Origin of the sequence: Chitinophaga silvisoli (assembly GCF_003412465.1) — a bacterium.
Taxonomy (GTDB): domain Bacteria; phylum Bacteroidota; class Bacteroidia; order Chitinophagales; family Chitinophagaceae; genus Chitinophaga; species Chitinophaga silvisoli.
Genome location: NZ_QTJV01000020.1, coordinates 23,426 through 39,768, shown reverse-complemented (window position 1 = coordinate 39,768; position 16,343 = coordinate 23,426). Strand labels below are relative to the sequence as shown.

General features: G+C 45.6%; 11 protein-coding genes. 5 read left to right on the top strand and 6 right to left on the bottom strand.

Annotated elements, in window-relative coordinates:
* Positions 1-96: 96 nt before the first annotated feature.
* From DXN04_RS32610 to DXN04_RS32600, 3 genes are all read left to right on the top strand, one after another.
* Entirely contained in the window at positions 97-2,541 is a 2,445-nt protein-coding gene (locus tag DXN04_RS32610) for an MG2 domain-containing protein (RefSeq protein WP_116857622.1), read from the top strand.
* A 117-nt stretch (positions 2,542-2,658) separates the two neighbouring features.
* On the top strand, positions 2,659-3,192 hold the full coding sequence (locus DXN04_RS32605) for a 5' nucleotidase, NT5C type (protein WP_199415192.1): 534 nt from the start codon (positions 2,659-2,661) through the stop codon (positions 3,190-3,192).
* 51 nt (positions 3,193-3,243) lie between these two features.
* Positions 3,244-4,338 (top strand): lipase family protein, encoded by a 1,095-nt coding sequence (locus tag DXN04_RS32600; protein WP_116857621.1) that lies wholly within the window; start codon positions 3,244-3,246, stop codon positions 4,336-4,338.
* 405 nt (positions 4,339-4,743) lie between these two features.
* On the opposite strand, the gene DXN04_RS32595 is transcribed toward DXN04_RS32600, so the two are convergent.
* Positions 4,744-5,931 carry a hypothetical protein gene (locus DXN04_RS32595; RefSeq protein ID WP_116857620.1) on the bottom strand — a complete coding sequence of 396 codons (1,188 nt, stop codon included), beginning with the start codon at positions 5,929-5,931 and terminating at the stop codon, positions 4,744-4,746.
* 496 nt (positions 5,932-6,427) lie between these two features.
* On the opposite strand from DXN04_RS32595, the gene DXN04_RS32590 reads away from it, so the two are divergent.
* A complete protein-coding gene (locus DXN04_RS32590) occupies positions 6,428-7,414 on the top strand; it encodes a fatty acid desaturase (RefSeq protein ID WP_116857664.1) in 987 nt (328 codons plus the stop codon).
* 138 nt (positions 7,415-7,552) lie between these two features.
* On the opposite strand, the gene DXN04_RS32585 is transcribed toward DXN04_RS32590, so the two are convergent.
* Positions 7,553-9,349 (bottom strand): glycoside hydrolase family 9 protein, encoded by a 1,797-nt coding sequence (locus tag DXN04_RS32585; RefSeq protein WP_116857619.1) that lies wholly within the window; start codon positions 9,347-9,349, stop codon positions 7,553-7,555.
* 148 nt (positions 9,350-9,497) lie between these two features.
* On the opposite strand from DXN04_RS32585, the gene DXN04_RS32580 reads away from it, so the two are divergent.
* The gene (locus DXN04_RS32580; protein ID WP_116857618.1) at positions 9,498-11,903 is read left to right on the top strand and encodes a GDSL-type esterase/lipase family protein; all 2,406 of its coding nucleotides are present in this window, start codon (positions 9,498-9,500) and stop codon (positions 11,901-11,903) included.
* Here the strand turns inward: DXN04_RS32580 and mrdA are convergent.
* The 4 genes from mrdA to DXN04_RS32560 all read right to left on the bottom strand — a co-directional run bounded on the left by mrdA (position 11,900) and on the right by DXN04_RS32560 (position 16,339).
* Positions 11,900-13,855, bottom strand: a complete 1,956-nt coding sequence (gene mrdA, locus DXN04_RS32575; RefSeq protein WP_116857617.1) for a penicillin-binding protein 2 — start codon at positions 13,853-13,855, stop codon at positions 11,900-11,902. The two genes, DXN04_RS32580 and mrdA, sit on opposite strands and share 4 nt — an antisense overlap.
* Before the next feature lie 189 nt (positions 13,856-14,044).
* A complete protein-coding gene (locus tag DXN04_RS35000; protein ID WP_116857616.1) occupies positions 14,045-14,329 on the bottom strand; it encodes a hypothetical protein in 285 nt (94 codons plus the stop codon).
* 335 nt (positions 14,330-14,664) lie between these two features.
* A complete protein-coding gene (locus DXN04_RS32565; RefSeq protein ID WP_116857615.1) occupies positions 14,665-15,384 on the bottom strand; it encodes a LytR/AlgR family response regulator transcription factor in 720 nt (239 codons plus the stop codon).
* A complete protein-coding gene (locus DXN04_RS32560) occupies positions 15,365-16,339 on the bottom strand; it encodes a sensor histidine kinase (protein WP_116857614.1) in 975 nt (324 codons plus the stop codon). The genes DXN04_RS32565 and DXN04_RS32560 overlap by 20 nt, the downstream gene beginning before the upstream one ends.
* Positions 16,340-16,343: the final 4 nt, after the last annotated feature.

Sequence of the window (16,343 nt, the reverse complement as noted above, 5' to 3'; positions counted from 1 at the left end):
ATAAAACACTAGCCGTATTTTTTGTATATGTTATTTTTTCATATTATTTTGCATATTATATTTTTGTATACTATATTGTCGCAAATAAGTTTCCACATGCAATCTGTGAAATCTAAAAAAAATCGCTTAAAGTGGTTGCTCCCATTGTGTCTGATGGGCATCACAGCAGCCCTTGCATTTTATCCCGCCGATGAATGGCAGGATAAAATTACGCAAGCCCTAGAACAGTACAGCAAACGCTTTCCCCAGGAGAAAGTTTATCTGCAGGTAGACAAAGATTATTATGGTGCGGGTGAAACGATCTGGTTTAAAGCATATGTACTGCTGCAAGGCCAACCTTCTCTCTCTGCAACAAACCTGTACGTAGAATTAATCGATAAGAGTGGGAAGATTGTTCAAAAGAAACTTATTTCTGTAGGTGGTGCTACCGGTTCCGGTGCATTTGTGGTTCCGGAAACGATGCCGGCTGGTCAATACCAGATCCGTGCTTATACTGCCTGGATGCTGAACTTTGATCCTGAGTTCCTGTTCTACAAGGACATTGAGATCTTTGATTCTGCGCACCCTGGCAACCTGCCAACTAAACCGGCTGGTAATGATTTTGCTGTTCAGTTCTTCCCTGAAGGGGGTAATGCGATCGTAGGTGTGGGCGGTCGTATTGCTTTCAAGGCGATTGACCAGTTAGGTTACCCTATCGAAGTGAATGGTATCGTGCAGAACCTGAAGGGTGAAACAGTTGCATTGATCAAAACAACACGCGACGGTATGGGTATGTTTGACCTGACACCGGTTGCAGGTGAAACTTATAAAGCTATCGTTCAAACCACTAAAGGACAACAAAAAACTGTACTGCTGCCAGCATTGAAGACAGCGGGTGTGGGACTTAAAATATTCAACAAGGGTACGCGCATTTTCTACCAGACATTGCCTGCTACCAAAGATAATCCTGTATATAACAATATGTTGATTGTAGCACAGATGCAACAACACGTGATATACAAAGCAAAGCTGAATTCAGCCGAAGGCCAGTTGAGCGGTTTCATTCCTACTGCAGCACTGCCTCCTGGTATCGTACAGTTCACCATCTTCAACAGCGACGGTATGCCGCTGGCAGAGCGCCTGGCATTTGTACGTAAGCCTGATCGTCTGAACCTGACTTTGAATACCTTAAAGCTCAATAATCAGCCAAGACAGAAAAACGTATTCGAAGTAAAAGTGCCTGATACCCTGCTTACCAGCTTATCCGTATCTATCACTGATGCAGACAACGTAGTGCTGAGTGATGATCAGAACAACATCCTGTCCAACCTGTTGATGACTTCTGACCTGAAAGGTTATATCGCTAATCCGGCTCAGTACTTCAAGGACATGGATCCTGCTACCCTGCAGGGCCTGGACCTGGTGATGATGACCAATGGCTGGAGAAGATTTAGCTGGGAGAAAATCCTGCACAACTACCTGCCTGAGATCAAGTATCCATATGAACAGGGTCTGCTGCTGAAAGGTGTTGCGACTGTGAACAAGGGAACTGCTCCCCTGGGTAATGGTAAAGTAGATTTCATCCTGAAACAGCCGGTTGATACTTCTACCGCTTTCTCTTCTGTAACTACCAACGATAAAGGTGAATTTGCTGTAGACCGTCTGCAGTTCGTAGATACCATCAATGTATTTTACCGTGCAAACGATCCGAACAAAGCATGGAAAGATGTAAACGTGAAGTTTGAGCCTCACTTCTTTGAGACACAGTCATCCGCAGTGATGCCTTATCCGTTCAGAGAGCCACAGCCAATTGAAAACACGGTGCTGACCAGCTTCCTGAATACTGTAAATGAAAACAACGCAGTGACCAGATCCATCCAGCAGAAACCAATCTTCCTGCAGGAGTATAATGTAAAGGATAAACGTCTGACCAGGGCTGAAGTAGTAGAGCAGCGTTATACTACGGGTATGTTCAGCCAGGGTGATGGTTATGGATTTGACCTGACTAAAAGCGAGAGCGGTGCTGTCAGCATCTTCCAGTACCTGCAGTCTAAAGTACCAGGTTTGACTATCAATACTACTGATCCTACTACTCCGGCTATGACATGGCGTGGTGGTTCACCGGTGCTGTTCCTGAATGAAATGCCTACCAGTGTGGCGATGCTGAATAACATCAACATCCAGGATGTGGCGTTCATCAAGGTATTGCGTCCGACCTTCGTAGGTGGTTTTGGTGGTAGCAGTGGTGCGATTGCGGTATACCTGAGACGTGGTGGCGATAGCAAATCTGATATCGATACACATGGATTTGAAAAATACCGTAAGGCAGGTTATGATATCGTGAAAGAATTCTATGCTCCTGATTATACCGTACGTAAAGAGATCCACATCCTGCAGGATAAACGTCTCACACTGTACTGGAATCCGAACCTGGTAGCAGATACCCTGACACATACAGCACGTATTTCTTTCTACAACAATGACTTTACAAGAAGATTCAGAGTGGTGGTAGAGGGTATGGCTGAAGATGGTACACTGGGGCGTGTTGAACAGCTTTATTAATAGCAAATAACTTTCATAAAAAGGCTTTTACCGGTTGGTAAAAGCCTTTTTTTATGGTGCCTGCGGAGATATTTTGTTATATTAGTACATATCGTATCGTAAACTCAATCCTCCGGAATGCAACACATGCCATCTATCGCCATAGATATGGATGAAACCATCGCTGATCCCATCACCAAGGCCCGCTCCTGGTATTATCGTGACTACGGCACCATCTTTTCTGAAGACCAGCTCAGGGGCAAATCACTCTCTGAAGCCGTTCCCCCGGAACACAAGGGGATCATTCACCAATACCTCAATACCCCCGGTTTTTTTCGCGACCTCCCGGTGTACCCGGATGCCCAAAGGGTCATTGCAGAACTCAATAAAAAATACAAGGTATACATCGTATCTGCCGCCATGGAATTTCCCAATTCCCTGATGGATAAAATCAGCTGGCTGCAGGACAACTTTCCCTTCCTCACCTGGCGGCAATATTGCCTGTGTGGCGATAAAAGCCTGGTGCAAACGGACTACATGATCGATGACCTGATCAGGAACTTCCAGTTCTTCAAAGGCAAACCACTGCTCTTTACAGGTCCCCACAATATCCATATAGAGGGGTATGACCGTATATTAAACTGGGAAGACGCGGCTGCCAGGTTATTGTGACCGGCACCATTCCTGCGATAGGATATATCATAAACTGCTAATTACTATCTGATGATCAGAAAGGGACTACTATTGTTACTGCCCATGCTGGGACTTTATTGGAATACCAGCTATGGACAGTACCTCAAACCGGGATTTGACCCCAAAGAATATGCAGACATGCTGGCCATGTGCTTCCTCACTGCAGATACCCCCTGGACAAACAAGGTTGCACCGCCGGACGACTCCAAACTCATTTACCGCTCCAAAGAATCGGGATTACATAACCGCTGGGACCTCTGGACCTACCACGGCAAGGTAGCGGTGATCTGCATACGGGGTACCGTAGGCAATAAGGAATCCTGGATGGAGAACTTTCATGCCGGTATGATTCCCGCCATTGGCACTTTTCACCTGAATGACAGCACGAACTTTAAATACCGCTTCGCCAGGGACAGTAATGCGTACGTACATGTAGGTTGGACACTGGCAGTAGCCTCTATGGGAGCGGATATCGTGGCAAAGATCAAAGACTGCTACAAGCAGGGCATCCATGAATATATCATCACCGGCCATAGCCAGGGTGGTGCTATCAGCTTCCTGCTCCGCTCCTACCTCGAATACATCGATGACCCTGCGTTTCCAAAAGACATTATCATCAAAACCTATAGCAGTGCAGCCCCCAAACCGGGGAATTTATACTACGCTTACGACTATGATTTCATAACCCGCAATGGCTGGGGGTTCAGGATTGTAAATACCCGCGACTGGGTACCGGAAGCACCTTTTTCGCTGCAGACGACCCGCGATTTCAACAATCCTAATCCCTTTCAGTATGTGAAGAAGTCGCTGCGTAAACAGTCGATTCCTGTCAGGCTTGTGCTGAGTTATATGTACGGCCGGCTGGACAACAGCAGTAAACGGGCAAGCCGGCGGATGCAAAGAGTATTGGGGAAGCGCCTGTATGGTATGGTGAAAAAAACTTTGCCTGAATACAAGCTGCCTACCCTGGTGCAAAGTCATAATTACTCGCCTGCAGGTGTGCCTATTATACTCGCGCCTACGGCGGATTACGATAGCAGGTTTCCCTTTGATGGCAAGAATGTTTTTGTGCATCATGCCTATGATCCATACCGCTATTTGCTGGAAGCAGACTATATGAAATGAGTATATTTTTTAGGGCTGGCAGCAGGCCATTCTCTTATAATGGCAACTTTTTTTAGAATTATTGAGTACTAACTGATCATATTAAACGATATAGTAACAAACTGACCCGTTTAACACCGGATTAACGAAGCACTTAACGGGGGATTAACCAAGTTCAAAAGGTTTAAGCGCTATGTTTGTATAGATAAAAGCAAAAGCACGTTGTCCTTTACTTCCGGGTTCCAGATATCCTGCGCAGGGTATCTGGATCTGGGGGTTGAGGTTTGTTAAGATTGTCATTTGAAATTACTTATTGCAATATAGGGGGAACACAACCAGGATTCTTGTTATCAAGCATCAAAAACCAACTAAAAAAATAAGGGGCTGCCGAATGGGAGCCCCTTTTTGATATGTATGGTGCGAAGGTTAGTCCTTTAATTTATGGAGGAATGTGCTGAGTTTAAACAGCAACTCATCCTGCAGGCCAGCTCTTAGTTTTGCTTCCTCATCGGTAATACCGAGTTTACGCATCCGCTGATAATAGCCATAGGAACCACCGATCAGGTCCAGGCATTCCTGGATTTTTTGCTTTACTTCTTCTTCTTTGCTCTTCTTTTCAAATTCCTTTTTAGAAAGGATTTTGTGGAGGTAGTATACGCTATCTTTTGGTTCTACCCATTGCTGACCGCGTTTGTGCTGTGGTTTATACACTTCCAGGTAGCAATTGTCCAGGGTGAGTACATCGCCCAGTTCTGTGCGCAGATCGATCACAGGTGGATGTTGTTTTGACTTTTTCAGGAGGGTGCTGATCCGGGCACCTTTTTCACCTGCGCTGACCAGGACCATATGCAGGGCGGTCATCTCCATACTGATGGTGATCTTGCTCAGGCGGCTGCCTGCTTTCAATTTACCGATCAGGCTGGGATTTGCATGCTCATCAAATACGATGTCTTCCACCAGTATTTTGCTCACCATCCGGTAGTTAGGGGTATAGCCTTCTGTATCCGGCGTTTCCTTTTTAGTAGCTTTTACTTTTTCCTGGCGGCGTACGGACTGGAGGTAATCGTCCATCATACGGAGGTCCTGCATGCGGAGGCGGTTGTACAGTTCGTGACGGGTGTAGTTGACTACATTGTTCAGACTGAGCAGGTCGTCCCATACATCGCCGTGCTGTGCTTTTTTCAGTTCCTCCAGCACTTCTTCTGCCGGCATGTTGCGGCGATATAATATTTCCGAGATCAGGAAGATCGAAAAGTCGTTGACAGGGTATCCCATTTCCGGCAGCAGGTCATAAGGGCTGCGTTTCTGTTCGGCGGCTTGCTGCAATTGATCAATGTCGGATATGACCGGGGCCAGCAGGTATCTGCGGGCTGCCGCTCTCAGCTTCTTACTCACATAATCCAACAGCTGATCACTCAGCTGACGATGACTGGCAAAGTCATGTAAGATCTGCACAAAACGCTTTGACGTAGGCAAGCCGAACTGTAGTAGAATATCATTCTCCATCTCCAGCACAACTGCACCACCGGCTTCTTCCCTGCCGGCCTTCGTCCGCAAATCGGGTTGCTGACAACGCTGATAGTACTCCTGTAATTTCAGTTTTAGCTTATCCATGTTTTTTATCGATTAGGTAAAAATTAATACACATACCTCTCCTGGACCAGTTCACATGACAATGCCATATGACAATTGTACATGTGGCCGGTATCCGGATACAAATAGCTGTTTTACAATGAATTAAATAATGGGAGTAGTATTGTGAATTAAATGGGAAGCATGCAAATCTAACCATTTTTGATATTGGAGCCAAATGACAGACGACTGGTCAGGGATCAATTTGCATTTTCCTGCAATTACACCCGCTCCCATGCCTTATTTAGGACCTGCATAGAATAATTTTTGTGTGAGTCCGCTTGTAAAACAAAAAGATTCAATTATTTTGGTCTCCCGGCGAACTAAGATCAATAGTATATAGATTATTTTTTATATTTTGCCTGACAGATTTACTTCCTTGCCAATAACGATGAATCATGTGAGACCTATAGAGCGAACTCAAAGGCAGGAAACCACAACAAAGCTGAAACTATTTCAAAAAATCCATAAACAGCGCATGACTAACAAGCCTACTGATTTTACCTGGAGTACGGATCCCAATCCGCACCATGTGAGAGTTAGACAAATCCTTAAAGAACACCCGGAGATGAGGGAACTCGTAGGAAAAAACCCATACACCATATTCCTGATCCTTGGGCTCGTAGGAGCACAGGTTGCCATCTCCTACTGGGTGAATGACCACTCCTGGTGGTTGGTATTTGGCGCAGCATATCTGGTAGGTGCATTCATCAGCCATGCCCTGTGGGTAATGATTCATGAATCCAGCCACGGCCTTATATTCAGGGGTAAATTCCCGAATATGCTGGCTGGTATGATCGCCAATCTGCCTCACATCTTTGCCAGCTCCGCTTCTTTCCAGAAATATCACCTCAAGCACCACGCTTACCAGGGTGAACATGACCTGGATGCGGATCTGCCTGATTTCTGGGAAGCCAGACTGGTAAGCAACAATCCACTCAGCAAAATGATGTGGTTCCTGTTCTTCCCGGTTTTCCAGGTGACCCGTACTGCCCGCCTGAACATCGAACTGTTCGACCGCTGGGTAGTATTAAACTGGGTGATTCAGCTCACTTTCGATGTGGCTATCATCATGCTCATTGGTCCTAAAGCATTTGTATTTATGCTGGCCAGCTTCTTCTTCTCTGTAGGTCTGCATCCCCTGGGTGCACGCTGGATCCAGGAGCACTACCTGACCCTGGACCCCGTACAGGAGACTTACAGCTATTATGGTCCGCTGAATAAAGTTGCGTTCAATGTGGGCTTCCATAATGAACACCATGACTTCCCTTCCATTCCATGGAACAAGTTGCCGCAGATCAAGGCAAAGGCACCGGCTTATTATGATTCATTACTGTCCCATCAATCATGGTCCAAGCTGATCTGGTTGTTTATTTTCAATTCGAAATTGTCTCTTTATTCAAGGGTATTGAGAAAAGAGAAAGTGAAGATTGCTAAAGAAAAAGAAGCATCTGTTACTGCTTAAATATTTAATAAAAGAAGGCTGTATCAAAAGTAAATTCCCGGAATTATTTCGGGTACCTGATGGAAAGAATTTGTTGATGTAATTCTTAATGCCTTCAGATTACTTTTGATACAACCTTTTTTTTGTCTTTTACAGCGATTAGTCTTTTACAGCGATTGCATACAAATACCAGGCAGCATGTGGTAACCATTGTTCCGCCCATCTCCAGTCATAATCCTTCCCAGTTTTAGCATAGGATAAATTGAAGTCTATATCCTCTTCATCCTCCAGCCCGGATGTAATACCGTTTACAATACCACCTGGTGCATTGGTATATTCAAAGGTGCCAAAGAACCCATAAGCCGGGTTATTGTGCCCCGTGCCCTGCAGCATACAGGCATCGTATGGATTCAAGCCCAGGATCCAGTTTATCTGATCGAGTGCAAACGTTTCAAGACTATCCTGCAAGCCTTTGTCGTCTTTCAATAGCTGTGCGGCCATGCGGGCAGCTGCTGCGACTGAACCAAGGCGCGCGTTTTCCCCCTGCCACCAGGGAGCTGCTTCACTGCCATGCGGGAAGAAGAAACTGGTTTTCCTCAGGCCTGCAGTATCCTGCGTGTATTGCCTGCTATACCCAAATGGATTATTTACAGCGTGTGTAATTGACAATTCATACACCATATTCTTCCTCACCGCACTCCGTATTTTCTGCTGCATAGCCGGAGCAGCAACAGGATAATACTGGAGTAAACTCACTACCGGCAAACCCGCATCCGAAGGATGGAAGAAAGGCCGGTCCTTATCATCTGCAATGAAATATCCTTTGTCCGACAGTCTTTTGATCAATGCATTGGCCCGTTTATCAGCAGCTTTTAAAAAGCCGGCTTCATGTGCCGCATTGTATAGTTCTGTCGCAGCGATAAGTGCACAGTAATCATCGACTATATTCTCTTTGCCATCATTCGTCATCCGCGCATTTTCCTTTTCGAGAAAATTGAAGGCATTGACAGCAGCATCCAGATACTGTTTATTTGAATCTATCACAGCCGCCATGGCCAGTGCTGCTATGGACAATCCTCCACCTGAACGATAGCTGCACTGATAGCTGCGCCAGTTATGCTCATCCATCGCCGTGCCACTGTAAGATTGGTCTTTGGATTGTTTAATACGATACCCTTTGTCTTCAGGACGAATCAGGCGGTCCTTTGCAAGTTTACCCGGGCCCGGTGCAGCTACGGAACGATAGAAGGAACCATCCTTCACCTGCATGCCCGTTAAGTAGTCTGCACCATAAGTAGCTTCATCCAATATCCTTCTCAGGTACTGCCGGTAATCCGTACCTGGCTTTTGCTGTAATAAGCGGTATACTTTGAAAAGACTATAAGCCGTCAGCGAAATCTGCTGCGGATTGAAGTAGGTGGAAAAGGATAAATGAGACAGGTGCTTTCCATAATCACCCGTAGCATCATACCAGCCACCATGTGCATCTACTGTTTTTCCATCTACGGTAAGGTGCCTGTCTGCTTCATCAAAAGGACCGCTGCAGCGCTGTCCCTTGAAATAATACACCACGTCCGAAATCGTGGCTTGTTCCAGCACATTCTTATTAATACTAAAAGGGTAAGATTGAATGACCTTCCCATCGGCCAATAGCCGGATATAGTATTCACCGTAACTATTATAGTTACTAAAGTCGATGTTCCAGAAGACCCAATTCTTCCATTTATCGACAGGGCCACTATATATAGCGGCACCTTCATAGACTGTTTGCCCGGTATTGGCGGCAATCAGTTCAAATTTATCGATGGCCTGTTTGGAATCTGCTTTAATTATAGCATGTTTGGGAAGATTATATTCGTACCCTACATGATTTGTGATGACCTGTACAGATTGTGCAGCTACACCTACCGGGATGCATAAGGTAAGCGCCCGGACCAGGTTTCTGATTACTTGCATGACAATGATTTTGGCTGGTATTGAATGTACTACTTTTTTCCCGGGGCAACAGATGTATTATAAGGGTGGTAAAAATATATTACAACTAACTCACATCCAACATTTACTACAAACAATTTCCACATAAAGACTAATTTTAATCCCTTCTATGCGGTATTATTTATTTGTGCTGGTGATATGTATAACCAGTTTGACAGTGAACGCCAACGATACCACTTTACATGCAGGAGTATATAGGAACAGTGACAACACCTTTACCTTACGTTGGAATACAAACGACAAAACATTGACTACCAACCCACGTGTGGTGGGCCTGGGTTCTTCTACCCTTGCGGGGTATTTGTTATCCTACCCGGATCGCCTGGGAGATAAAATCAGTGCATGGCTCACTGCCAATACCTCCGGTGCTACCTGGATCAACCTGTCCGTGGCAGGATATGCCAGTGCCAACCTGCTGCCCACAGCCCAGGGAGGAACACCAGGCTCCAATATCGATAGTGCCCTGAACTGTCATCCTGATTTCATTTTCATTTCACTGCCTACAAACGATGTGGCCAATGGACTGACCAATACGGCCATCATGGCAAACTTCAGGTACCTGGATGCCTTAGCGCTGAATAGCGGTGTTCCTGTCTTTTGGGAAACCACTCAGCCACGTACTACCTTCAGTGCTACCCTGCAGACACAACTTAAGGAGCTGGCAGATAGTATAAGGGCAGCATGGCCTACCCGCTATGTAGAAGGATTCAGTACAGTGGTTAATACAGCTGCCAGTACTGATGCGGAGATTAACCCGGCATATAGTGCCGGGGATGGGGTACATTTGAATTCCGCCGGCAACCAGTTGATAGCGGATAGTCTTTTTGCAAGATGGACAAATTACTTCCAGCCGCTTACAGGTGTATATATCATTGAAAGATCTGCTGACGGCAATACCTGGACCACCTTTGATACTGTCACTGATACAGTTAAAAAGACCTATTCTAACACATATACCTCTACACAGTATTTCCGCGTCAGAACCCAATACCCGAATGGCACTTACTCCGCCTATTCCAATATTGTAACCCTGTCTGTTGGCAGCACATCCACAAGTGCAAGCCTGCGTAATACAAACAGGATCCTCGTTGATCTGGGAGGCGACGGCGTAAATACCGTACTTCCCAATGGCTCACCTATGGGACAGGCTACCGCTACTCCTGATGTATACGGCAACTACTGGAACAACTGGTATGGCAGCGGTGGATCGGCTGGTTTCAGGGATGGAGCAGGGATCAGTAATCTCATTACAACAGGAGATAGTGTCACCACCGTTTCTATGAAAATAATAGGAGCGCCGGATGGCACTTATAATACTACTGCTACGACAAGAGCAATCAATAATAATGGATTCACGGTCGGTGCAGGTGATTATCCCTCCACCGCTGTATCTGATAATATGTTCCTGCATAATTCTATTAATCCGAATGGTGTCATTTTAAGGATTAAAGGATTGTCTAAAAACAACATCTACCATTTCAAATTGTGGGGTGCCCGCCTGGATGCCGGTACGACACCAAGGATCCTGGAAACGAGGTTAGCGGCTGAAGACTGGACAGCCGCCAGGAACATGGAAACACGATATGGCACCGGTGCCAGTCCTGAATATGACCGTGCCATCAACTATAGCGGCATTGAAGGCGTAGATTCACTGGATCTGTACCTGCGGGTAGGCACAGGCAGCACCTTTGCTTCTTTGAGCCTGATCGATATCTCTTATTCAAAAATAGATACACTCACTGCCTGTGAAGGAGGTAACGTGACAATGAGCGCGCCGGTGGCTGGTACATCGTATCAATGGCAACAGGATAAAGGAAGTGGATTTGTAAATATAAATGGTGCGACCTCCGCTACATTCACCCTTAACAACCTATTGCCGGCATGGTCTGGCTACCGGTTTCGCTGCCTGGCGGATAAGGATAGCAGTGCAGTACATTACTTACAGGTAAATACATCTGTTACTCCCACTATTACCATTTCCGGCAGCACCTCTCTCAGGCAATACGTTGCTACCATTCTTAGCTCGACTATCACCAATGGCGGCAGCTATCCATTCTACCAATGGATGGACAGTACCAATACACATACCTGGGCCACCATCACGGAAGCCACTGCAGATACACTCAAATACACACCCAAGAAAACAGGCGATAAAATTCTTTGCCTGCTTAGCAGCAGTCTCACGGGTTGCCTGACTGCTACCGAGGTATCCAGCAACCAGCTTAGCTTCAAGGTGGATGTGATCACAGCTGTGAACCCTGATCCCAGCACAGGCACAGGCCCACGTATCTATCCAAATCCAGCCAGTACGACTGTCACCATAGACCAGCTCTCCAACTGGAAAACGATAACCATACATAGCCTGGATGGTAAGTCTTATTTAAAAAGAGATGACATGCAGACTACAACCAGTCTTACATTAGCCATCTCTCATTTACCAAAGGGAGTCTACCTGCTTGCATTAACGAAAGCCAACGGCACTACCAGCAGTATGAAATTTGTAAAAGCAGATTAATACCTGAAATATTCACGCAGGATCTGCTCTGTGCTTAAATGGGCAGTTGCACCATTCAGTGAATCCAGTTTGGATTTGGCGATCACTACCGGGTCCATGGTCACTGTCTCCAGCATTTTTTGCACCACAGGTTTCTTTTTGATGGAGATGGTATCATTCAGGTACTTCTCCATGATGAGGCCAGCAATCGGTGCTGCAAAGGTGCCGCCATAACCCGAGTTCTCTACCACCACTGCCACCGCGATCTTAGGATTATCTTTCGGCGCAAAGGCCACAAAGAATGCATGGCTCTTCATCTTCTTCAACTGCCCGTTTACGATCGCATTGTTCTCCGCAGTACCTGTCTTACCACACACTACTACGCCATCTATGCGGGCATTCTTACCTGTGCCGCTTTCCACTACATCCGCCATGCCTAGAATCACGGATGAATAAGCAGTATCCTTCACATGCGCGACCGTATGCCTATCTTTAAATTTCTGCAGCACATTGGTATTATCATTGTCAATACTATTTACGAAGTGCGGCAGGTAGTAATATCCTTTATTCGCAATGATACACATGGCATTCGCCATCTGCAAAGGGGTAACGGCTACAGCGCCCTGGCCCATACCTACGTATAGTTCTGAACAGGAATTCCACTGCCCGCGATAACGCTTATTCATGCCTGCCGTATCAATTGCATAACCTGCATATTCACCTGGAATATCAATACCCAGTCTATGTCCCAGGCCGAAGGATGTCATGTATTCATACCACTTCTGATGTCCTTTTTCTACTCCACCCCATTTCTTTGCATCTACTTCCATCCGGTACAGGTTTACGAAATAGGAATTACAACTATGAGAGATGGCTAAGCGCAGGTTCGCTGCATGCCCTGCTTCAGCATGTTCACAGGCAATTCTGCGTCCGCAGCTCAGGTAGGCTCCATGACAGGGATAGCCATAATCAGGGGTTATAATCCCTTCATCCAGGGCTACCAATGCCGTCAATGGTTTCATGGAACTACCCGGCGCGTATGTACCCTGGATCGCCCTGTTGAATAATGGCTTAGTGGTATCACTAAAGAGTTTACTAAAATTGCGTGCCCTGTAGGAACCTGTGAGCAGGTTTGGATCAAATGAAGGACCGCTCACCATGGCCAGGATGCCACCTGTCTGGGGATCGATGGCCACAATACTTCCTATCTTATTATGCATAAGCCGTTCGCCCAATACCTGCAGGTCAATGTCCAATGATAAACGCAGGTTCTTACCTGCTATTGCGGCGGTATCAAACTCTCCTTTTTCATAGGCCCCCTGTGTACGGTTCAGGTTATCTTTCACCAGGTACTGGATACCCCGCTGTCCCATCAGCACCTGTTCATAGGTCTTTTCCAATCCCGTCATTCCCAGGTAATCGCCCATGTTATAATCCTTATAAACCGGGTTCAACTGCATCTGTGGCGAGATCTCGCCGATGTAGCCCAATATATTGGCAGCACCGTTATAAGGGTAAGAACGGATCTGCCGGGGCATCAGTTCAAACCCGGGCTGGAACTGGAACATACTTTCCTGCAATTGTCCATATACATCCGGTAATAATAAAGGTGCAAATACTGATTGTCGCACCCTGCCATTCTTCACGATAGCCGCTACTATACGTTTTTTAAACTCAGGGATATCAATACCCAGGATGCGGCACAGGTAAGCAGTATCTATCTTCTTCACATTCGATGGGGTCACCATCAGGTCATACATCACATCATTTCGGAGCACACTTCTCCCCTTCCTGTCGAAGATGATGCCCCTGCTGGGGTATACGACTTTTCGTAATACGGAATTGGCATCAGCGAGCTTAGCGTACTTCTTTTCCATGATTTGTAATACAAATAAGCGGGAAACAATCAGCAGTACAAGACCGATAAAAATAAACTGGATGACACGCCTTCTGGGCTGGTTATAAATGGACATTTCTAAACGAGGTGCGGTTTTTTCTGGTTAATGGTTTATTCTTGTGATTAATGGTTTTTCCCCATTGGCAAAGGTTTTCAAAGGTACGTGGGGATTGTGGAATGTGGGGATCAGAATAGGAAGGATGGTTATTTTATAATATGAAAGGCGAGTCCTGTCAGGCTCGCCTTTTTTAATCATAAGTGGAACTTAAAGTATGATCGTAATCGCTTTTTTGAAAATATGTTTATTAGGGTCCTTTTTAAGTATGATACTGCCCGGTACCTGATTCACTGCTACATGGAATGCGTAGTATGAATCAATACCTTCACCGCAATGACCAAAGGTACTAATAGGGGGACTGTCCATCCAATGATATCTGGCAGCCAGTTCGATGATACCATGCCTGTCGTCTTCCAAAGCATCATCATACACGGGTCTGGCATTATCCGCGCTATCCCGGATTACATCAGTTATATGAAAAAGGCGGCCCAAAGTTGAGCCGCCTGGTGGTGATACCCTTTGAAAAATCACCTGGTTAGAGGGAAGATTGCTTTCATCTTCGTACGATGAACTTTGCGCGCGATGTGCTTTTAGACGGGCAACCTGCTTATAATACGTTTTGTGTAGTGGAAATACCGGGTGTAATAATTGGGTTTGTAAGGGTATATACAAATTTGAAATGAATAAGGATGGGTAGTGTTCTTTCCATAATCATTTATTATAGAAAGGTAAACAGGGTGGAAGGAATGGGGGCCGCAGCATTAATGATTATTTTAAATCTATTGGGTTGCTTAAGAAAAGGCTTTAAAATAATTTTACAATTTGACTCAGTGATCATTTAACCACTTCATAAACGCAGTTGTATTATTCTTATTCAAAATGATCTGATCTGGTATCGGCACCTTTAAATGTACTAATAACTTTCTCGCATAATAAGGTTCCACTTCTTTCACCGCATCAAAGTTGACCAGGTACTGGCGATTGACCCGATAAAACTGGCCCGGTGGTACCACTGTACTAATATGATCCAGGGATTGCTGTACAAAATACGTCCGGCCATCAAAGGTGCAGATCGCCGGCATGTCCAGCCTGATAAAAAAGTAAGCAATGTGATCGATGGGAATGGCCGTATACCTGTTGTCGGTAAATACAAGAAAGCTACTTTTACCGGCGACGGGTGCGCTGAAGAATTGTTTTAGCTGCCGCACCTTGTGCAGGGCCGCTGCCAGTGTATCCTGTGTAAACGGCTTTAAGATATAATCCACCCCATTTGCCCTGAAGCTTTCCAGTGCAAATTCATCATAAGCAGTACAAAAAATCACAGGAGCACGAATTTCTGTTTCTTTAAAGATATCAAAACAAATACCATCTGCCAGCTGAATATCCATGAAGATCAGTTCAGGCTGATCATGGGTAGCAAACCACGCCACGGCACTTTTCACGCTCTGCAAAGTAGCTACTATATCAGCATCCGGCGATATTAGCCGGATCATTGCAGCCAGTGCTTTTGCGGTTTTCACTTCATCTTCAATGATCAATATCTGCATAGATCAATGGTAGTTTAACTATAAAATGGGTGGTAGTACTGCTGCTATCAATGTTGCCCTTGCCCAGGTGCTGATACCGCTTATTGATGTTATTCAGTCCTGTATGAGTAGAGGGGCCGGATGGTCTCTTCAGTTGCAGGTTGTTCTCAACTATGATATGTGTTGCTGTGCTGTAAACCCGGATGTGTAAAGGTTCATCCAGTGATACAATGTTATGCTTGATGCAATTTTCCACCAGCATTTGCAGGGTAAATGGCGGGATGAGCAGTCCCTCAACCGGCACATCGATCTCCAGTTTTAATCCATCTTCAAACCGTGCCTGCAACAGGTATATATATGTATGTAAGGTTTGCAGTTCTGTAGCCAGAGGAATCAGTGCGGCCTGTTTCTTGTCCAGCGATGCACGGTAAAATTCAGACAACATGACAATGAATTCTGATGCATGCTTGTCCTGCAGGTCTACCATGGACTTCAACGTATTGAGACTATTAAAGATAAAATGAGGGTTGACCTGTTGTTTGAGCAGGTCAAACTGTGCCTCCAGCAGTTCCATGTTGATCTGCCTGTTTTGATATTGCTGATACAGGAGGAACAGGAACAGGTAAATGGTGAAATTGATGATCAGTCCTCTGAAATGGAACATCAGCATCATGGAGGGCATGTTATAATGCGGAAATATGAGTTGATGGATAAGTACCAGGATGGTCATCACCACAATGCCCAGTGCCAGGCTTTTGGCAAAGCGGTATTGGTGGTTGCGGGGCAGAAAGTACAAATTGTAATACCAGACGAATAAGGAATAAGTACCAGCGACACTGACATCTATCAGCATTTCCCAGGTTGCAATATGCAGGCGCAGGAATTTGGGGATAGATGCCAGTATGCCGATGCAGAGTGCGCTGAGCCAAATCAGCGGGTGCGAGATCCCGAATATTTGCTTAATTTTTTGTTGCATGCTG

What these genes read in the sequence shown, in the direction of transcription:
- DXN04_RS32595 (WP_116857620.1), bottom strand. Translation starts at nt 5,931, where the DNA reads ATGGATAAGCTAAAACTGAAATTACAGGAGTACTATCAGCGTTGTCAG.
- DXN04_RS32605 (WP_199415192.1), top strand. Translation starts at nt 2,659, where the DNA reads ATGCAACACATGCCATCTATCGCCATAGATATGGATGAAACCATCGCT.
- DXN04_RS32560 (WP_116857614.1), bottom strand. Translation starts at nt 16,339, where the DNA reads ATGCAACAAAAAATTAAGCAAATATTCGGGATCTCGCACCCGCTGATT.
- DXN04_RS32585 (WP_116857619.1), bottom strand. Translation starts at nt 9,349, where the DNA reads ATGCAAGTAATCAGAAACCTGGTCCGGGCGCTTACCTTATGCATCCCG.
- DXN04_RS32580 (WP_116857618.1), top strand. Translation starts at nt 9,498, where the DNA reads ATGCGGTATTATTTATTTGTGCTGGTGATATGTATAACCAGTTTGACA.
- mrdA (WP_116857617.1), bottom strand. Translation starts at nt 13,855, where the DNA reads ATGTCCATTTATAACCAGCCCAGAAGGCGTGTCATCCAGTTTATTTTT.
- DXN04_RS32610 (WP_116857622.1), top strand. Translation starts at nt 97, where the DNA reads ATGCAATCTGTGAAATCTAAAAAAAATCGCTTAAAGTGGTTGCTCCCA.
- DXN04_RS32590 (WP_116857664.1), top strand. Translation starts at nt 6,428, where the DNA reads ATGACTAACAAGCCTACTGATTTTACCTGGAGTACGGATCCCAATCCG.
- DXN04_RS32565 (WP_116857615.1), bottom strand. Translation starts at nt 15,384, where the DNA reads ATGCAGATATTGATCATTGAAGATGAAGTGAAAACCGCAAAAGCACTG.
- DXN04_RS32600 (WP_116857621.1), top strand. Translation starts at nt 3,244, where the DNA reads ATGATCAGAAAGGGACTACTATTGTTACTGCCCATGCTGGGACTTTAT.